The sequence below is a fragment of the Paenibacillus periandrae genome, assembly GCF_022458865.1.
Lineage (GTDB): Bacteria > Bacillota > Bacilli > Paenibacillales > NBRC-103111 > Paenibacillus_S > Paenibacillus_S periandrae.
Genome location: NZ_JAJNMU010000020.1, coordinates 95,702 through 114,393 on the forward strand (window position 1 = coordinate 95,702; position 18,692 = coordinate 114,393).

Below are 18,692 nucleotides of genomic sequence, written 5' to 3' on the forward strand. Positions count from 1 at the left end.
CTATACTCTTAGCCCTTTTTGTTTGCATGTGGGGATGGGATTCTGCAAAGAACTCCATCTATGCAGCAGAATCGCCTTCGTCAGGGAGACTGCAGCAACTGATCGATGCTACCACAGCGGGTGGGGTACTGAATCTTCCCTCAGATACCTACCATGAAGCCATCATTGTGAAAAAACCGATTTCTATTGTCTCTGAAGCACAGGCAACTCTTGTAAATTCAGCTAAAGATCGACCAGCTATCCGGATTGAAGCCGATCATGTTCTTCTAAAAGGGATATCCATTATTCAGGAGGGCCAGGGAGAAACAAGTGCTGTATTAGTGGCAAGTAATCGAAATGTCTTGGATTCGTTACATATTCAGACGCAAGCGTTTGGCATCATGATTCAGGATGGTAGCTTTAATGAAATCAGGGATACCACAATCCAGCGTTCCTCTCAGGACTCCAGCACCAGCAAGCTAACAGAAAAGCGTAACGGAATTGATCTATTTAACGCTCATGACAATCTCATAATAGGAAATACGATCTCTTCCATGTTTGACGGCATCTACTTGGAAAGCAGCAACCGAAATCGTGTTGAACAAAATCAAGTTGATCATTCCAGATATGGTGTTCACTGTATGTACACCGAAGGAACCTTCGTCAAAGGCAATACCGGTATGTTCAATATCACAGGTGCGATGGTGATGGGAGTCAAAGGGGCAGAAATCAGAGACAACACGTTTATTAAACAAAATGAGAGTGTCAACTCGCAGGGTCTGCTGTTTTTCGATGTTCAAAGCTCACGTATACGGAATAACAAGGTGGAGGGAAACCGGGTTGGATTGTATATCGAACAATCCTTTAATAATGAATTTGAGGATAATGAAGTGCACCACAACTTTGTTGGAGTTCAATTTATTGAATCCGAATCCAATCGATTTACAGCGAATGATTTTATTGGCAATGTGATTGAAGCCCAGGCAACTGACAGCCAAAATAACAGCTTTTCGGGAAACTTCTGGGAGGCATTTCGCGGAATCGATACGAATGGAGATGGAATTAGTGAACTTCCCTACCCAATCAACCCGTTTTTCCAAGCCTTGACCTCCAAAAATGCCGCCTATCAGCTTTTTTTTCAATCTCCGGGCATGCAATTTCTCGAAAGTATGTCGGTAATGGAGGACTCCGACTGGTCATCTGATCTCAATCCTCTCATGAAGCCTGCTCAGTCCATGATGGCGAATAACGATGATTCAGGCTCTAGTGCCCTGCTGCTCATCTCCTTGCTGCTTCTGCTTCTTTCTGTAAGTACAATTTATTTTTTGGGGGTTAAACAAAGATGAAACGTTTATTTGCAACAGCTGCTTTTCTATGTATGGTTCTCTTTCTCTCCGCTTGCGCCAAAAGCGAATATAAAGCTCTTCCCATTAACGAAGAGGTAGACATTTGTGTCATTTGTAATATGCAGGTTAAAGATGATGCCTATGCCGTTCAGTTAACGACAAAGGAAGGCAAAAACTTTAAATTTGATGATTTAGGCTGCATGAATGAATGGAAGCAAAAAAATAGTGTGGACAGTATTGGAGCCCAATTTGTCAGAGATTACAATACCAAGGATTGGATCAAGTTCGAAGAGGCCAGCTACGTATTTCATCCCTCGTTTAAAACGCCAATGGCCTATGGGATTTATTCTTTTAAGAGCAAGGGTGATGCTGAAGCATTCATTGGCAGCCAAAAGAAAGGCAAGCTGATGACTGCAGCCGATTTAAGCACACACACTTGGGAAAGAAGCAGCAATACCATGCACATGGATATGGATGGAGCCCATAAAATGCAAGACAGCTCGACAAAAAAGCCTGAAGCCGGGAACGCCGATAAAGGAATGCACGGTAAATGAGCACCCTTCACATTGCGCTTCGGGAAGTAAAAATTGGCTTTCGCAATCCCTGGTCCTATTCCTTTATGGTTTTGTTTACCTTGTTCAGCCTGTCGCTGCTTGTCATTAATGTCCAGTATTTCTCCCGGGGTTATTCAAGTACCACGGCCTCTATGCTTAATTTAACTCTGTATTTACTGCCTTTAATGACGCTGCTGCTCGGGGCATTTTCACTTACAGCAGAAAAAGAGGAGGGAAGCTGGCAGCTCTTGTCCACCTATCCCATATCAACCGTGTCTTTTGTTGTAGGCAAATACATCGGTCTGAGCACAGTTCTTCTGAGCATTGTTGCATTTGGCTATGGAATTACAGGAGTAGTTGGGTTCATGACTGGCAAAGGGCTGACAGCGGATGCTTTCGGACTGTTCTTTTCTTTTACTACAGGCCTGGTACTTTTGTTTTTGGCGATCGCCCTTGTGCTTGATACACTGGCACGCAACCGTTGGCAGGCGCTGACCTTTGCTGTCACGGTTTGGTTTTTTGCCATCATCGGTTGGCCGACACTTCTGATCGCTATGCTCGGACTGCTGCCCTATATCTGGATCAAGCCAGCGTTAACCGCACTCACGATGATCAACCCGGCTGAATTGGTAAGACTATTTGTTGTTATCAAGCTTGGCGGGGGGGCAGTACTGGGGCCCGAGTACTATCAATGGGTTCAGTGGATCAAGCATCCTGCAGGTGCCTGGATATTCGTTCTTCTCTGTTTGGTATGGATTGGGCTCTCGGTTGGCTTTGCCAACCTGATTTGGGAGAGGAGTCGGTCGCGTGGATAATAATGTGCTGGAGCTTGCTGGCATCCGCAAGGAGCTGGGAGGACGGTGGATCATCCATGATGCAAGCTTACGTCTGGGTCAAGGGGAAGTACTTGCCTTATGCGGGGGCAATGGCGCTGGAAAAAGCACGCTGCTCAGAATGGTTGCAGGCATTCTGCAGCCCACAGCAGGCGAGATTTGGATTAAAGGCAAGACGTGGAAGCACGATCGTAAGGGATATGCACAGCAAATCGGCTACATGCCGGACGAATATTTGTTTGGGCAAGGCTTGTCCGCCGAGGAAACCTTAGCTTTCTGGGCATCCTTGCGCAAGGTTTCATCTACACGGGTGAGCGAAGTATTAAAGCTGGTTGGTCTTCTGGAAGTACGACGCTCAAAAGTAAGCTCCTTTTCTAAAGGAATGCGGCAGCGGCTGTTATTTGCTCAAGCCCTTTTGGCTAAGCCGTCATTGCTTATTATGGATGAACCGACAAACGGTCTGGATCCTTACTGGATGGGATCCTTTGTTGAGCTGATCCGGTACGTCAAGAATGAAGGCCATGCAGTTATTTTCTCTACTCACCAGCTGCAAATTGCCGAATCGATTTCCGACTATGTTATTTTCCTGAAGGAGGGTAAGGTCGCTGAGCAGGGAACAACAGCCTCGTTAATCGAGCGTTACGGCTCTTATGGTTTAACTGCAGCCTTTGATAAGCTGTTTGCTTACCCCGATCCGTCCGTGTCAGCAATAGAGGTCGTTCAGCCATGAAGGAATGGCGTAAATGGACTACCTTGGTGGTGATCGTTGTTATCGGCGCTGCTTTGATATATACCTTGTTTCAGCCGCAGCCCAAACTGGCTCATAGCCTCAAGCCGGGGGACCCTGCTCCGGACTTTACCTCTATCACATTGGATGGGGCCAGTATAAAGCTGTCCGATTATAGGGGAAAGGGTGTGTTGCTGAATTTTTGGGCTTCCTGGTGTACCCCCTGTGTTGAAGAGATGCCCCGTATGAACAAAGCTTATCGATTAAATACGTCGAATGTAGAAATTATCGCGGTAAATGTAGGCGAGTCCAGAGGGACTGCGCGGGAGTTTCTGACAACACTAGGGATTGATTTTCCTGTTTGGTTGGACCCAAGTGGTGAGGCTGCACAAAGCTATAAAGTAACAGGACTTCCTGCAACATTTCTCATTGACAAGCAAGGTAGGCTAGTTAAAGCAGTTGCCGGCGAGCTGCCTAATGACAAGATTATAGTTGAGCATTTAAAATCGATTGAACCCTGAATACAAGAATCGGCCTCCAACTCACTATCACAGTGAGCGAGGCCGATTCTTTTTTATCCCAAATCAAGTTTAGCTAATGGTGACTTCCGCCTCCAGCATTCTCGCTGGTTTTATCGGCAGGCTTTGACGATTTGCCCACAAATTGTGCAAGCTCTGCATCGCTTGGTTTGCCTACAATAAATCGTTGGGCTGGCATAATACTCTGGTCGCCGGATGTCACATAGGTTCGTAAGTAATAGATACCATCCTGATCAAAGGTATAGGCTGCTTTAAAAACGCCCTCACCTTCGTAAACTGGGGACAGACGCAGCTTGGACGGGTTGCCTTCGGCTGATTTCCAAATTTCAAAATCAACTTGAGCTCCTTGATTGACCTGAACCCCCTTATCGGTCACCTTAACACGTAGAGAAGCCTCCGTATGCGGAGCTATGCGCTCCGGAAGAACAAACTCCGCTTTCACATGCTGTGGATTGATACCATCCGCCGTGCCGCTGCGGATGGTAGGTGTAAGTGAACATCCCGTTACGGACAGCAGCAGCACAACCACAGCCAAACTTGTGTATATCGATTTCATGCTCGAGCTCTCCTTTACATGTACCATGACTTCAATGCAGGAATTCGTGTTAGAACAAATCGGTCAAGCAAGAAAACAATAATGATAGAAATACCAACAAGAGGCATGATGATCCCTAACACAATGATGATGATACCCAAATTGCGGACTAGCTTAGGGTTTTTAGCTTTAGGCGGGGCACCTAGCTTTCCTCCAGGCTTGCGCTTCAGCCACATCGTATAGGCGCTAATTACAATTAGCAGCAATCCCAAGCAGGCAATTAATCCGAGTAGTTGGTTAGGCCATCCAAACAGGTGCCCCTCATGAAACGCAATCCCTAAGGAAATATACTTGGCAGTGGCACCATAATCCGTAAAGCGGACATCAGAAAGCACATGGCCCGAATATTGGTCAATGTGCATGGTTACATTGTTGACAGGGTTCGAGGCTGAAACTGATAGGGTATAAACGCCTTTTTCACCTTTAGGCATGGATATGGTATAAGGTGGCGCTACACGCTTCAGTTGGGCGACTGTTATTATATCCTCCAAAGCCAAGGCAGTGCTTTGTCCTGCTGTAGAATAAGGAACAGGAATATTCTCGGCAGCCCAAGGTACATTCTCAGCCACATCCTTGGTAACTGGGGCATTAGATAAAGGTTTCGCCATAAAGTTGTTGGCGAATGGAGGGGTCGATGTGTTCGTTGCGGCGGCAAAATTACTGATCTGATTGCCTAGCACGCCAGACCAAGGAAGCCCGCCCATTATAATAAGCGCGATAAGCAGGGACAGCCAAAACGCAGGGACAGCGTGCACATCCCGCCAGAATGTTCTTTTATTGGTGCCGCGCAGTCTGGGCAGTATGGTTCCCCAAATGTCAGCCCGATTTCTGGGCCACCATAAATAAAGTCCGCTAATGAGCAGAATAAGTGTCCAGCATGCGGTAAGCTCCACAAGCCGATTAGCTACATCGCCACCTACAACAAATTGGCTGTGGAGCTTTTTTATTATAGCCATAAAAGTTTCATCCGACTTCTGCGTCCCTATAATGGAACCCTTGTAAGGATCGACAAACACGGTAGAGGCTGCTTTGTTGACGGTGGCGCTGAATCTTGTGGATTGTTTGGGATCATCCGACACCGTTACCGCGCTGATTTGTGCATCGGGAAAAGCCTCCTTCACGCGGTTGGATTGCTCGGTCAATGAAAGGGTAGAGGAGCCAACAGCACTTACCTGGTATAAATGCTCGTATAGCTGGTTTTCAATTTGCGTCTTGAACAAATAAATACCGCCACTAATAGCGAGTAAGGCAATGATGGGGGCGAAGATGATCCCGGCAAAAAAATGCCATCGCCATACTAAGCCATACATAGAGCCCTTGGTGAGGCGGGCGGTCTTGGCTTGTTGTTCTTCCTCCTTTGGGAATTAATATAGGTTGTGGTTCATCTGGGATTGTCTTTGGAAGCTTGGGAGCTGGCATTGACAAGTTTATGACATCCTCTCATTAAAAGTTGAAGCAAGCCAAGGCAATTAACAGTTTTAAATTCTTTTGCCAAGCTTGGAACAGAGTAATTATAGCTTCCAAATAGGCAAAAAAAAATGACTACAAAGAGTCATTTCGATCGTACGGTGTTCACAATATGTTCACTAAAAGGTTAGTGACTGATTTGTCAACATGAACGATTTTTTGAATTTTAAGGTAGCATTGCGAATGGTGATTGACGCTATCTCAAATCGAGGATAACATAATAGTAATAATTACATTTAAATATATAGGAGGACGTGGCTCAGCTTATTATGAAGTCGCCAAAACCTTGAACAACACTACAAATTTTTCTGTACCGAACATGAATGGGTTTCTTGTCGGTTACGAAAAACGATGTCCGTTAACACCGGAAGAACGTCTTATTATAGCTTCCTTGTTTCGGTTGCCACGGGAGGTGTGGATTGCCGCCCGTCAAATCCGGTTAGGCATGCATTCATCCATTTTCAAAAGTTTGAAGGCTTCATGGTCTAAGCGCATGGAAGTGATTCAATGGATGGATAAGTGGGCAAGACAGCAACCACAGGAGCCAGTAACTCCTCCTGCTCCAAACGAGGAGGGGATCAGCATTGTCGATAACGATTTCAATTCATAACACGAATAATCCCGTCAAAGAGTCAAGCTCTAAGGGCGAAGAGAAAAAAGCCGTATATGATTACCAATTGGGTACGGGTTCAGCGGTAAGCCTCAAGTATTGGGTGTACAGCAAAGGAATGGCGAAAGTCGTGTAACCGTGTCCTTTCGGGGAAGGAAAGAAATAACCATTTGCATCCGAAAACAAACGAACTTGCTTCACATAGAGCATGGCATCGATGAAGGAGTTCATTGGACAGAGGAACCAGCCTGTCCTTGCTGAATTCCCATCCATGCTCGTCAGTACACCGGCGTGCAAATCAACATCTCGAACATTGAGATTCAATGTTTCTGAAATACAGGTATCCGCATGTTTGAAAAACGCGAGCTCATCGTTGCTAAAGATATGGGGGATGTATTGGGGTCCTCAACGACGTTCCTTTTTTAGGAACCGCATTATTATATAGAGGATCATGCAACCATTTATGAGAGTCATTTCACCAATAGATTGTACATAGTGGGGCAGATGAAAAGCTTGAGATGCCAGTTTAGCCAATAATAAACTCACGGCAAATAGTAAGATAATGACGAACGTGCTGGAGGATAACCCTGTCAGTAATCTTTTGGTATAGGTTCTTAGGGTGTTCATATTCCATAAGGCTGCAATCAATTCCAGGGAAAGGATACCGATGGCAGCTCCCGCATAGGTGAATCCTGGAATGGCGATTAAATAATAATTGAGTGCTATCGAGCAAACAGCGCCGATGATTAACCCAATTAGAGGTGTGTTTTTATCTCCGGTTCCCCATAAAGCAATGGTGGAAAGTTCCCTGATTCCTGACAGAAGAGGAGCTAAGGCCAAGTAACGAATACCGATTTCCGCTGAACCGTTGGAAAATATCAAATTCGAAAGGTCCCCGGCATAAAAGAACAAAACCAAACCCGAACCGCATCCCCAAAGCCAAACGATTTCCAACGCTGATTTCGTACGCCAAACGAATCGGTCCTGCAGTCCTGCTTGCCAATCTGCTGTAACTTTGGTCGACAACGTATAGGCCAAAGCGGATGTAACTAGCGAAGGCATATATACTATCGTTGTAGCCATGCCGGTAATAATGCCGTAAACGGAAGTCGCATCGGAAACACTCAAACCTGCAGCTTGCAGCCGCTGTGGAATAATGAGGGCATCGAGAAAATCAGAAACGGGAACAATAAATCGCGTAGCAAGAATGGAAAATGCCGTGTGGATAAACAAAAATACACCGGGCATAGTCAACTGCTGGAAAGTTCTTTTATAATTAAAAGTCAGTTTGTGAACCGTAGAACTCATTAATACGATTAGCAAAAAGATCAAGGATATAAGAGCCCCAGCAGGAGCTCCTAACATAGAGCCGCCGACCGTATACGAGATACCGAACCGCAACCATGTGGTTGCTATAGTGATCATCACAGCAATGCGAACGAGTTGTTCAATAAGTTCTGACACCACTATATACCCGTAATATTCCATTCCCTGCAGAAACCCGCGTAATAGACTGAGGAATGGTACGATAGCTACAGCGGGGGCAATACACTGAATGGCAAATTCAAGATGAGCATTACCCAACAGGAGAGAGATAGGGGACGCAAAGGTGTAGCAATAAAACCCCAAGATGATGCCAAACATAGCAAGAAAAATGGCCGTACCATTAAATAACCGCCACCCTTGCTCACAGTCTCTCGCTGTAGAAAGGGCAAGCGCCGTTGGGAATCCTCCTGTAATGATGGTAAGGATTAGGGCGTATACGGAATACGCCATTTGATAAAGCCCTATACCTTCGGGTCCGAGCAACCTGAATAACACAATTCGAGCAAAAAAACCTATTACCTTTACAAGGAAAATGGCACCCGAACGAAGTGCCATCTGTTTTGCCAGCTCGGGTAACCTCATAGTTTCACCTCAGATATCTGTAGGGCTTTGTCCTAATTATCATATTGCACAAGCCATTCAGATATGATTCGAGGCAAGACAAGTTAGTCATTAATGTGAATCAATATATATTTTGTGTTTTTATCCCATCCGAGGTCGAAAGGCACGTGGTACCGATCCGCTGTATGGGAATTGACAAGCGGGTATCCGTGGTCGTCAAATCCAACCAAGATTGAAAAATGATCGACATCCCCATCCATCTCGTAAGCAATTAGATCTCCCGGCTTTAATGTAGCAATGGCCCCGCTCGGATATTTTTCAGTTGGCTTAACTACATCTGTAAAATAGCCTTTGGCGACGAGTCTACCGTACCCGCTATTTAATACGAAGTCTTTGAATGAATCCGTCCGCACCCAAGTTTGGCTCCCCGATGAACGGTAATGCCATCCCATTATCATTTTCAATCCGCCGCCTTCCTTCTCATCTCCGAGTACTTGAGAAGCGAAGTTAGTACAATCTCCCCCCAGATGTGTATAATCTAAATACTTTTTGTTGTAGCGATGATTATTGCCCGCTCCCCATGCGACCCCCGCATATTTATTGGCATATTTTACTGCCTGTTCTCTGTTGTATCTTTTCTTTGTTTTATCGCCGGTTTGTTTAGTATCTGTTTCGGACTTCAAGAAAGTTGGACTCGGGAACCCATCGAATTCAGATATCCAATTCGGATTTTCAGTAAGCGGGTCGGCATACCATTCACGATGTACCAACCACTCGCCATTGATTTTTTTAAGTGTCAATCCATGTCGAGTTCCTATACCTAAGGACTGGGGGGTGTAGTTACCGACTTTGTACACATAGCTTAATTTTAAGCTTTGGTTTAACGAAACTTTTGCCAGATCCCCTTCTTTTTTGATTCGTATAATTCGGATGCTGCTTTCCACGGTGGAAACAACGATGGCTCTTTTTTCAGCCCAAGTATTGATATATTTGCTCCTCAATAGTTCCTGCTCATACATATACCGGCCAAATCTGTCTGTTTTATCATATAATTTATTAATAACTTCCGGTTTTTGATCGATTAAAAACTGCGCTCTTTCATTGAAGAGTTTTATTAAAAAAGAGCGTATATCCTGTGTTTCATCACCAGTATCGGCAGCAAGAACGTGGACTGGACAAAGAAGTATACACAGAATAACCGGAAGCCAACTCAACCGTTTAATACTCATCACTGATATAGATACCTCCGGGTGGGTTCGTGATATTGAATATAAAACATGTAGACCCTTCAATTTTGGAGTTAACCTGGAATTACTCTCCTAGCAAACAAGTAATTTTGATACCAATACTCCCCTTCTTTTTCATCCTTATGAATATTACTAATGATTACTCCAATTCCTGATTCATATGTATGGAGTATTTTCCCATCTCCCATATAAATACCAACATGTCGCACCTTATTTAATCCTGTCTCGTTTGGAAAATCTTCATCAGAAAAAAACATTATATCTCCTTTGCGTAAATTTATAAACGGTATTTCTTCTCCCTGTACTGCCTGTTCTCTTGAGTTATAACCTAATTGAATACCGTGGTTAGCGTAAAGATATTGTACGTAAGAAGAACAATCAAACGCTTTATCATTAAATCTCTCTGTACCAAAGACATAAGGTGTCCCTATATAACGAATCCCCTCTGCAATAATCGAATCAGCAGTCTTCTTCCATTGACCGGCATCAGTCGCTTCATTTACCCTATAGGGTCTTGTATCGTTAGTGGTGTAGGGGTTAGACCCTTTATTATAACCACAAGCGGTCAATCCCCCAAAGATAAGGGTAGGGACTAATAGCGTATTTAATACATTTTTATAAAATTTTTTGTTCATATGACCACCTCCTGTAGATAGTATTAGTGTAAATTTCATGAGAATATATATTCTGAATAAATATTGGTTTTATAGCCGTAAATAGGAATACCGTTTATTATTATTTCAAAGATTAGCTACGACATCGTTTTATAAAATTATGATAAAAACCTAGTTCATGGGAGAAACTCTATTGACCGTAGCTTAAATAACACAACTTTCATAATTTTTTAATGGGAGCTAAGTAATCTATGTTATCCATAAGGAAAATAAAATTGATGCGGGTAATGACACCAATTCTTAAATATAAGCTAACTCGTTACGCTTTTTCCGCCAAACTACTGGTTTTGCTTCTTTTCGCTTATCACATTCCGGGGATGGGAGGAGAAGGAGGAGGACCTAAATTTGTTTTGATGAGACTTGAGGACATCGGTCCTGGGGGGCAGTACGCTTCGCTGGACCAGCTTGGGAAGCTAAGAGCAGTTCTCGAATATTTGCGTGATGAGCACGTGACTTACCATCTTGCGGTCGTGCCGAGATGGATTGATTTGCCGGTCAATGGAGGAAGGTACGATGTCCAGCTTGACCAAAGTGAGGATCCTTACGTTGCCGCTTATCAAAAGGTGCTCCATCAGGCAGTGAGAGCGAGAGCGATTCTCGGGATGCATGGCTATACACATCAAGTGGGTAACGACCGTCGCGACGACGATCAGCATGAATCAGGCATAGGCAATGAATTCAATGTTCCCGGGGTAGAGGAGACAATGTCGGTGAGCTACGCCGAGAAGCGTTTAAAGGAGGGGCTATCCATTCTGAATAATGCGGGTCTCAAACCGCAATTTTGGGAAGCGCCCCATTATCGTTCCACACATCTGCAGGATGAGGTGTTCCGCTCTTACTTTGGGTTGAACTATCAAGCCGACGTTCAAACGAAAAGTAAATCACCTGTGGCCCAATATGTAAACCGACGCATCAACGGTTATGGCGCTTCAACGCTCGGGTCAGCTTACGTTCCGACACCGTTTGATTACATTCCTAATAATAAGGACGAGAAGGTGATTGTCGACCGAGTCGGAAAATCGAACAACATTGCCTCATTTTATTATCATCCATTTATGGAATTCAAATATTTGGTTCCCGTAACGGACCGGAGCGGAGAGCCGATGTTGCGTGACGGTATACCCGAATATCGCTACCCCGACAGTAGTAGAAGCCAGCTGCAAAAGCTGGTTTTCAGCCTGCGAGCCAAGGGATACTCGTTCTATTCCATACAGGATTATGTGCCGTTCACACCAGCCCACAGCGTACCTTTGCCTTCTGGTGGCAGTAAACTTCTCGTCGAAGACGCGAATGGTGATGGGCAAAAAGATTTCATGTTTTGGGACCCTGAAACTGGGGACATCTCAGTGAGGGAAGGCCATTTTCAAGGTTTGCGAAACGAGCCCCAAGCCCCGTTCACCGTTTGGGCTCACGTCGATTATATCAACGGCGCCACTGCGGCTGTCAGCGGGAAAAGCGCAGACGGTCCGTGCAGCTTCTGGACAATCCACCCTTCGGGACAACTTGATCGATATGGATCGGACGGACATCATTTCTCCCTTGTGAGAAGCTGGAAGATTGATGGCGGAATGTGGAATAGTCTATATACGCTTCGACTGCCCGGGGGCGACATATTGCTAGCCGGACTGACGCAGGATCGGATGCAGTTACACGGTTGGCTAATTCACGAGGGAAACTTGAAAGTTTTAAACCCGTATCAATTCAACTTTGAATACTATATGTAAGTGAGAAACCTTGCGATCATACACAAAGATTTGCACCCACTTATTCACAGTACCGAAGACTACTCCCATCTAGGTACTAAGGTTTGGAGAAAGATCACAGATTTTAGAGAAAAGCTAACAATAAGTATCGTTACATAAAGATGGAACGCCGTATGCCGCGAAAGTGGCACGTACGGTGTGAGACAAGGGAAAAGGCAACCCTAACGGAATATGCCGAGGGTGAGCCTTACCTTTTGTCATTTTATGGCAGTCAAACTGTGTTTGTTCAAATTATTATAAATGGAGCTATTAGCGTAAAAAATACTTCATGCTCGCTAAAAAAAGGCATAGCAAACAAAAGTCTTTTAAAACCTTTAAAAAACAAATTCAAGTTTAGGCCGCAGCCTTTAATTAGCCCATCGGAAATCAGAAGCTTCAAAGCTTGTTTTATTGCTTTCTCTTTCTGCTTTACCTGCATTTCCATTGGCATGTCAATTTTATATAGATCCGCCTTGGTAGACCTGTTGTTGGGATATAATGGAAGCGCTCATTGACACTCCTGGAACAATTGAGGTCCAGACTGTTGCCACTGAATGGGCAGCAGACCTCTCTGGCTTGCTTAATTTAAAAGACCCTAAAGCTGTCGTTGCTGGATTGCAAAACCGTAAAGAACCTATTAAGATTTATATCCACATTATTCGCCATCCTGAGAAAGGTTTCTTCCTTGTGGATACAGGAGTCAGCAAGCGTCTTGTTGAGGATCCAAGTGGAGTTGGTGTTGGCTGGGTGCTTAGAAAATATGGTGGTATCAACGATATGAACGCCCAGCCAAGCACTGAAGATGTGATTGCAGCCGAGGGAGCGCCTATCGCGGGTGTCTATTTGACACACATCCATCTCGACAGCCGAAGAACCATACATACTAAAAGGAAGCTCCGGGCTAGACGAAGATTATGCATACTGATCAAAAAAAACGGATCATAGGCGATTACCACTCTCCATTACATCCCATCCCTCATATGATAAGTGAGGAGGAGGATTCAAAAATGGCAAAAACATCGCAACCAGTAACGATCGGAGCGAATTCTATAGCGAAGATCGGTAACCGTTTTTTCCTGATTGTTGAGGTGGAAGCAAAATCACCTGGAGTTGAAATTGATCCGGTATTCGCCGTCCGGACAACTTCACAACAAGCAGTAAGTCTCATTCGTGCAGGGGTGAAACGTACCATATTTCAAAATTCGCCTCCAACACCTAGTCGTGGAAAGAAAGTTGAGCTGAAGGGTGTACTGTTCGCTAATGGGCGCATTTTTTCTGTCTTCGATGTTGAAAACTCGACTGACATTTCTGTACTTGTAAGAATTAACCGAAAAAAAGCAGATCAGCTTATTCGAGGTGGCGCACGCATTATCAAAGTTATTAGGAAACCCTTCTAAGTAACCATTTATTTCCTTGTTATGAATCGCTAACCCTAGAAACGATTGGCGGCTAATGCAAGATTAGCGTCTAAAAGTCGCTATAGTTGAAAAAGTCCGCTTATCCTTCCGGTGGTGCCGGTATGGTTGGAAGTGCGGGGGACTTCCTTAATTTACTGGAAACTTTACGGCAAGGGGGAGATCCTATTCTTCCGGAAGCACTTGTCACTGAAATGACTACCAATCAAATTGGCGACATCACGATGCCATATTGGCCGGGAAGAGGTTTTGGTTTAGGCTTTTTCCTACTCAAAGACCCTATAGCTGCGATTACTTCGGAATCACCGGGTACATGGCGGATGGGTGGGACTTATGGACATTCTTGGTTTGTTGATCCAAGGGAAGAGCTTAGCGTTGTAGCATTCACAAATACGGCACTAGAGGGGATGTCAGGCAGTTTCCCAACGGATATATGCGAAGCTGTTTATGCGGGTTTACGAGGATTGACCAGAAGTAATGAATAATAAATAATTGAACTAAAGGATACTATTGTCCAATACTGAGAGGGCTATCAAGTGGTAGTCCTTTTCTACGATAACGTGCAGATTGTTAATTCAATGACAAGATAATTCCTTTAAAAGGATAAAAGAGGGAATTATATGTGCTTAAAGAATAGAATTAATCCAGAAGGTTAAAACAAGAAATTTCTGGAGGTGCCATATGGAATCCAAACGAATTATTGACAGAGCGTATTATTTTGCTGAAGAATAACAGAAGGCGTTAGATGAAGGTGTAATAACAGAAATGGAATGGTACGAAATTAATAAGACGTATTTCACTGAACATTACTTGTCAGCTGATAACCCAAGATCCCAATCCGGTCATGGAGGTGACGAACAACATTACTTCCATAACCACTTTATGCTTCTTGATATAATTACTAAGAGTGGTTCATTCATTGATGTCGGGTACGCAAATGGATACTTAATCGAGTCATTAAATAAATGGTTAAATGGAATTAATACGTTACAAGTTGATTTTTACGGGTTGGATATATCTCATGAGTTGATTCATCTTGCCAAAAAGAGACTGCCGAACTGGAAGGACAAACTCTACACAGGTAACGCCTTTAAATGGATTCCAGAAAATAAGTTTGATTTTGTTTGTGTGAAAGAGTTAGGTTACGTTCCACAAAAAATGGAAGAGTCTTTCTTTGAACATCTGTTTAATAATTACGTTGCTGAAGAAGGGAGATTAATTCTAGGGCCCTACAGCGAAGAGAAAATGTCTAGAGAACTGGAAGGCCAATTGTCGTCATGGGGCTACATCCCTTCGGGATATATTGAGAGGTCACATAATAAAAGTATAAATGTCGCAAGAAGAATTCTCTATTTCAATAAATAGCTCTAGTCTTTTGTATTACTGCGCTATTGGGAGAATTGTTTAATTTACCATCCTTCGTTAAATTAAATTTGTATTCGGTCAGGCAAGGACTGTGCACATTAGCAATCCATGAGAAACCGGACATGCTGTTGGATGATAAAATGTAGACATAAAGGAGGCTGCATATGGAACGTGTAATCTTGATGATGAATGTGCGAGAAAACCAGGGAGGAGAGTCAGTCGCATGGCAAAGATCGTTTTCGCATTGAACCAGTCTCTGGACGGATTCGTCGACCACGACCACACGGCATTTCAGCCCGACCCCGTGCTATTCCGTCATTTCATCGACGACGTGCGCGGCCTGGCGGGCTGCCTGTACGGGCGCCGCATGTATGAGACCATGCGGTATTGGGACGGAGACCATTTTGAATGGGATGCGCCAGAACGGGAATACGCAGCGGCGTGGCAAAGCAAACCGAAGTGGGTGGTGTCGAGGACGTTAAAGTCCGTCGGTCCGAACGCTTCTCTGATCGAGGGCGACCTCGCAGCGGCCATACGTGGGCTGAAGGCTCAGCATGAAGGGGAGATTGAAGTCGCCGGGCCGGAGTTGGCCCACAGTCTAACGGAGCTCGGTCTCGTTGACGAGTATCGACTCTATCTCCATCCAGTCGTGCTGGGTCACGGCAAGCCGTTCTTCGCCGGTCCGCGGCCGCCGCTGCGCCTCGTGGCAAGCGATCGAATTGGCGAGAATGTGATCAGGTTGACCTACGTTCCAGCTTAGTTGTGCGGTTGACCCAGCGGCCTAAAGGGCACGTTACTTTAATAGGGATTCTCCGGCTGTAGCGGCAGTCAGAGGATCCCTTATTCTTTAAAATTTGTTCAGTTATGCAAAATGACATAGTTATTTATGGAATTGACGATTGAACTCTAACGGGTAACGAGTTGAATGGGGAATTTAAAAAGCAATTTCGAAAAAGTCTTTTAGATCAAGGACTTTAAATTTTGAAAGCGTAAGTTTGCCTCGATAAATTTGAAGTTTTTTATCGGTTGATTACAAATATGGGATGATTGATGATAAATAATAAATTTTACATATTGAATTTCTTATTGGGTAAGATTAATAATGCTTTTACACCTTTAAACTTTAGAAAAGAGGACTATGTATTATGAAATCCATGCTAACAGGAACTGAAATGGGGAAACTTTGGGCGACTTATATCGGAAATTCAATGGGAAAGTGCATGCTCAATTATTATCTAAAGAATGTAGATGATCCCGAGATTAAAGTGGCTTTAGAATATGCATTGGAGTTAAGCAATAATAATATCCAAACAATTGAGTTTTTCTTTAATCAAGCAGACTTTCCTATACCTGTTGGGTTTACTGATAGTGACGTGAATTTCAAAGCGCCTCGTTTGTTTATTGATGAGTTTTATCTTCATTATATGAAATATGCGAGCAAAGCTGGTATGAGTCTCTACTCGATTGCTATTCCATTGGTTACAAGAAGAGATATTCGGGATTTTTTTATCAAATGCGTCCAAGATACAATGAAATTGCAGTCCGTGGTTGCGGTGATTTCAGAATCTAAAAATGAGCTTATGAATTCGCCTGTTATTCAGCCCCCAGAAAAAGTTGATTTTGTACATAGTCAAAAGTTTCTGGGCTCTTTTTTCGGAAAAAGCAGACCCCTACAAGGATTGGAAATTGCGCATATCTTCGGAAATCTAAATAACGATATCACAAGCAAAGCACTTATTATTGGATTTGCTCAAGTAGCAAATGACAACAAGGTAAGAACATTTCTAGAACGCGGAAAAGATATTAATCAAAAGCACATTGAATTATTAACAGAAAAGTTGTCTCAGGATGGATTGCCCTCCCCGACACTAATAGATCATTTGGTGACTTCATCGACAGTTTCACCATTTTCTGACAAAATCATGGTTTTTCATAAAGTTGACATGTTTAATGTGAAAATAAGGGAGTATGCCAATGGCATATCGCTTGACGGTAGAAAAGATATTGGTGCTTTATTTTTGAAATGCCAAGCGGAAGTAATGTTATATGTGGAAGATGGTGCAAATCTCTTGATTGAAAATGGATGGTTAGAAAAACCACCAGAGGCAGTTGACCGTAGTAAATTTTTAAATAAATAAGTTCTTAACCAGAAAACCATGTTCGTTCCAATAAAGGGAGCGTGTTATTTAAAATAAGGGAGCAGTAGCTACCACATATTTTGACTCATTCGCGAGATTTCACAAAGAAAGCACGGAGGACCGAGTTCGTGTCCCAAAAGTGAAGGGAGATTGAAGTTGCCGGGCCGGAGTTGGCCCACAGTCTAACGGAGCGCGGTCTCGTTGATGAGTATCGACTCTATCTCCATCCAGTCGTGCTGGGTCACGGCAAGCCGTTCTTCGGCGGTCCGCGGCCGCCGCTGCGCCTCGTGTCAAGCGATCGAATTGGCGAGAAGGTGATCAGGTTGACCTACGTTCCAGCTTAATTGTGCAGTTGACCCAGCGGCCTGAAGGGCACGTTACTTTAATAGGGATTCTCCGGCTGTAGCGGTAGTCAGAACTGTTAGATTTATTGTTGGTTTGGCGCCTAATCTTCCGTTTACCTGCACGGCTCAATGAAAGCAGCTTAAACCAGTCCTTATTTGAGAGGGCTGGTTTGTTATGTTAGGGGTTTTTAGAAACTTATTATTTGATGATCGAAAATACAACATATATAATGTGTATGTAAGAGGACAAGAACATAGTGCCATAAGGATCCACGCCCAGCGCAGTTTTTTCATTTTAAGGGGCCAGGTTCTTGTCCAAACCCAAAGACAAGAACTTGACCCCTTTTCCGATATTGGACAAGAACATGGTCCTATTTCCGAGGAACGAAAAGCGTTTATGTTTTGCATGTTTCTTTCGAGATCCGGGAGCAGTGCGGTATACACTAGCCGCATCCCAAGATTTCCTCTGTTCTTGTCATCATGCGCCGACAGTTGTGGTGTGGGAGGGGTGGTTTTAATTATCGCTGTAGCGCATAATAGTGGGGTAACGATGCACATCAATTTGGAATACGGCAGAAATACACACCATATAAATGAGGCGATTTTCGTGGCATTCGGCGATGCGTTGAAGAAAGCAATTAGGATAACAAGCGATGTTATTCTGTCTACGAAGGGTACGTTATCATTATGAAAAAAGACGCATACGTGTAACAAATATGGGGGAGGAATTTGTTTCATTGGACATCTGACGATTACGAACGGGCACTATAGCTCAATAAACAACTAAGACGCGGCTGCTGTCATAGATCGCCAACGGTTGGAGCACATGTATAATTTAAGAAGAATAGTAAGGAATAAAATAACAAGATTACTAAGAAAGAAGGGGTGATGTCGATGGTTATTCAAGCGACCATGAATTGAAAAAAGAAATGAAAGCTGGATATGTCTGGTATAACCAAAGCGGGGGCGGGCTCGATCTCGACGGGCGCTGGAAGCTGGAAGCAAGCGAGGAAGGCTGCTATACGACGGTGCGGTTCGAGTCCACTCCGCTTAGCCATAACGGCAGCGTATCCATGGAGACCACGAAAGGCAATGTGGTCCAGATGTATTACGGTACGTATAGCAGCAAGCACACGAAAGCACTGTCGCTCTGGGCAAACTGGGGGCGTGCAAAATGTAATTGTACATTCTAAGCTCACTGTATTTGCGTTGTGTTTGAACTGGCTCTTT

Annotated in this window: 22 protein-coding genes and 1 pseudogene; 17 read left to right on the top strand and 6 right to left on the bottom strand. The window is 44.0% G+C overall.

Translation table 11 applies throughout. The features are described from left to right. The first annotated feature begins 26 nt into the window (after positions 1-26). From LRL21_RS30095 to LRL21_RS30115, 5 genes are read left to right on the top strand one after another with little or no spacing between them, the layout of a single operon-like run. Positions 27-1,325 carry a right-handed parallel beta-helix repeat-containing protein gene (locus tag LRL21_RS30095; protein ID WP_240419455.1) on the top strand — a complete coding sequence of 433 codons (1,299 nt, stop codon included), beginning with the start codon at positions 27-29 and terminating at the stop codon, positions 1,323-1,325. Continuing rightward, positions 1,322-1,879 carry a nitrous oxide reductase accessory protein NosL gene (locus LRL21_RS30100; protein ID WP_240419456.1) on the top strand — a complete coding sequence of 186 codons (558 nt, stop codon included), beginning with the start codon at positions 1,322-1,324 and terminating at the stop codon, positions 1,877-1,879. Before LRL21_RS30095 ends, LRL21_RS30100 begins: the two co-directional genes overlap by 4 nt. Continuing rightward, complete coding sequence (locus LRL21_RS30105) at positions 1,876-2,694, top strand: ABC transporter permease (protein WP_240419457.1); 819 nt, start codon at positions 1,876-1,878, stop codon at positions 2,692-2,694. The genes LRL21_RS30100 and LRL21_RS30105 overlap by 4 nt, the downstream gene beginning before the upstream one ends. Next, on the top strand, positions 2,687-3,442 hold the full coding sequence (locus LRL21_RS30110; RefSeq protein WP_240419458.1) for an ABC transporter ATP-binding protein: 756 nt from the start codon (positions 2,687-2,689) through the stop codon (positions 3,440-3,442). The genes LRL21_RS30105 and LRL21_RS30110 overlap by 8 nt, the downstream gene beginning before the upstream one ends. Continuing rightward, positions 3,439-3,960: a redoxin domain-containing protein gene (locus LRL21_RS30115; protein ID WP_240419459.1), complete on the top strand. Its 522-nt coding sequence runs from the start codon at positions 3,439-3,441 to the stop codon at positions 3,958-3,960. The genes LRL21_RS30110 and LRL21_RS30115 overlap by 4 nt, the downstream gene beginning before the upstream one ends. Before the next feature lie 73 nt (positions 3,961-4,033). Here LRL21_RS30115 and LRL21_RS30120 read toward each other — a convergent pair whose 3' ends face one another. Continuing rightward, positions 4,034-4,534, bottom strand: a complete 501-nt coding sequence (locus tag LRL21_RS30120; RefSeq protein WP_240419460.1) for a FixH family protein — start codon at positions 4,532-4,534, stop codon at positions 4,034-4,036. Positions 4,535-4,548: 14 nt separating this feature from the next. Continuing rightward, positions 4,549-5,883 (bottom strand): PepSY-associated TM helix domain-containing protein, encoded by a 1,335-nt coding sequence (locus LRL21_RS30125; protein WP_240419461.1) that lies wholly within the window; start codon positions 5,881-5,883, stop codon positions 4,549-4,551. A 443-nt stretch (positions 5,884-6,326) separates the two neighbouring features. On the opposite strand from LRL21_RS30125, the gene LRL21_RS30130 reads away from it, so the two are divergent. Both LRL21_RS30130 and LRL21_RS30135 read left to right on the top strand, forming a co-directional pair. Continuing rightward, positions 6,327-6,650: a hypothetical protein gene (locus LRL21_RS30130; protein ID WP_240419462.1), complete on the top strand. Its 324-nt coding sequence runs from the start codon at positions 6,327-6,329 to the stop codon at positions 6,648-6,650. Then, positions 6,625-6,786: a hypothetical protein gene (locus LRL21_RS30135; RefSeq protein WP_240419463.1), complete on the top strand. Its 162-nt coding sequence runs from the start codon at positions 6,625-6,627 to the stop codon at positions 6,784-6,786. Before LRL21_RS30130 ends, LRL21_RS30135 begins: the two co-directional genes overlap by 26 nt. 269 nt (positions 6,787-7,055) lie before the next feature. Here LRL21_RS30135 and LRL21_RS30140 read toward each other — a convergent pair whose 3' ends face one another. The 3 genes from LRL21_RS30140 to LRL21_RS30150 form a co-directional block, all read right to left on the bottom strand. Then, a complete protein-coding gene (locus tag LRL21_RS30140) occupies positions 7,056-8,558 on the bottom strand; it encodes an oligosaccharide flippase family protein (protein WP_240419464.1) in 1,503 nt (500 codons plus the stop codon). An 83-nt stretch (positions 8,559-8,641) separates the two neighbouring features. Beyond that, positions 8,642-9,766: an amidase domain-containing protein gene (locus tag LRL21_RS30145; protein WP_275900978.1), complete on the bottom strand. Its 1,125-nt coding sequence runs from the start codon at positions 9,764-9,766 to the stop codon at positions 8,642-8,644. Positions 9,767-9,837: 71 nt separating this feature from the next. Beyond that, the gene (locus tag LRL21_RS30150) at positions 9,838-10,419 is read right to left on the bottom strand and encodes a C40 family peptidase (protein ID WP_240419466.1); all 582 of its coding nucleotides are present in this window, start codon (positions 10,417-10,419) and stop codon (positions 9,838-9,840) included. A gap of 392 nt (positions 10,420-10,811) precedes the next feature. On the opposite strand from LRL21_RS30150, the gene LRL21_RS30155 reads away from it, so the two are divergent. Next, entirely contained in the window at positions 10,812-12,182 is a 1,371-nt protein-coding gene (locus tag LRL21_RS30155; RefSeq protein WP_240419572.1) for a DUF2334 domain-containing protein, read from the top strand. Between the two features lie 265 nt (positions 12,183-12,447). On the opposite strand, the gene LRL21_RS30160 is transcribed toward LRL21_RS30155, so the two are convergent. Next, a complete protein-coding gene (locus tag LRL21_RS30160; protein WP_240419467.1) occupies positions 12,448-12,645 on the bottom strand; it encodes a hypothetical protein in 198 nt (65 codons plus the stop codon). A 53-nt stretch (positions 12,646-12,698) separates the two neighbouring features. Here LRL21_RS30160 and LRL21_RS30165 point away from each other — a divergent pair, with 53 nt between their 5' ends. The 9 genes and pseudogenes from LRL21_RS30165 (at position 12,699) to LRL21_RS30205 (ending at position 18,655) form a co-directional block, all read left to right on the top strand. Then, positions 12,699-13,145: an MBL fold metallo-hydrolase gene (locus tag LRL21_RS30165; protein ID WP_240419468.1), complete on the top strand. Its 447-nt coding sequence runs from the start codon at positions 12,699-12,701 to the stop codon at positions 13,143-13,145. A gap of 62 nt (positions 13,146-13,207) precedes the next feature. Continuing rightward, positions 13,208-13,597: a hypothetical protein gene (locus LRL21_RS30170; protein ID WP_240419469.1), complete on the top strand. Its 390-nt coding sequence runs from the start codon at positions 13,208-13,210 to the stop codon at positions 13,595-13,597. 92 nt (positions 13,598-13,689) lie between these two features. Further along, positions 13,690-14,100, top strand: a pseudogene (locus tag LRL21_RS30175) (serine hydrolase); the annotation flags it as partial. Between the two features lie 280 nt (positions 14,101-14,380). Continuing rightward, complete coding sequence (locus tag LRL21_RS30180) at positions 14,381-14,980, top strand: methyltransferase domain-containing protein (RefSeq protein WP_240419470.1); 600 nt, start codon at positions 14,381-14,383, stop codon at positions 14,978-14,980. A gap of 223 nt (positions 14,981-15,203) precedes the next feature. After that, on the top strand, positions 15,204-15,740 hold the full coding sequence (locus tag LRL21_RS30185; RefSeq protein ID WP_240419471.1) for a dihydrofolate reductase family protein: 537 nt from the start codon (positions 15,204-15,206) through the stop codon (positions 15,738-15,740). A gap of 385 nt (positions 15,741-16,125) precedes the next feature. Further along, positions 16,126-17,118 carry a DUF3231 family protein gene (locus tag LRL21_RS30190; protein ID WP_240419472.1) on the top strand — a complete coding sequence of 331 codons (993 nt, stop codon included), beginning with the start codon at positions 16,126-16,128 and terminating at the stop codon, positions 17,116-17,118. 170 nt (positions 17,119-17,288) lie between these two features. Continuing rightward, positions 17,289-17,462 (top strand): dihydrofolate reductase family protein, encoded by a 174-nt coding sequence (locus tag LRL21_RS30195; RefSeq protein WP_240419473.1) that lies wholly within the window; start codon positions 17,289-17,291, stop codon positions 17,460-17,462. Positions 17,463-17,868: 406 nt separating this feature from the next. Beyond that, positions 17,869-18,153 (top strand): hypothetical protein, encoded by a 285-nt coding sequence (locus LRL21_RS45830; RefSeq protein ID WP_275900979.1) that lies wholly within the window; start codon positions 17,869-17,871, stop codon positions 18,151-18,153. A 238-nt stretch (positions 18,154-18,391) separates the two neighbouring features. Beyond that, positions 18,392-18,655, top strand: coding sequence for a hypothetical protein (locus LRL21_RS30205; protein WP_240419474.1), 264 nt, complete (start codon positions 18,392-18,394; stop codon positions 18,653-18,655). Positions 18,656-18,692 lie beyond the last annotated feature (37 nt).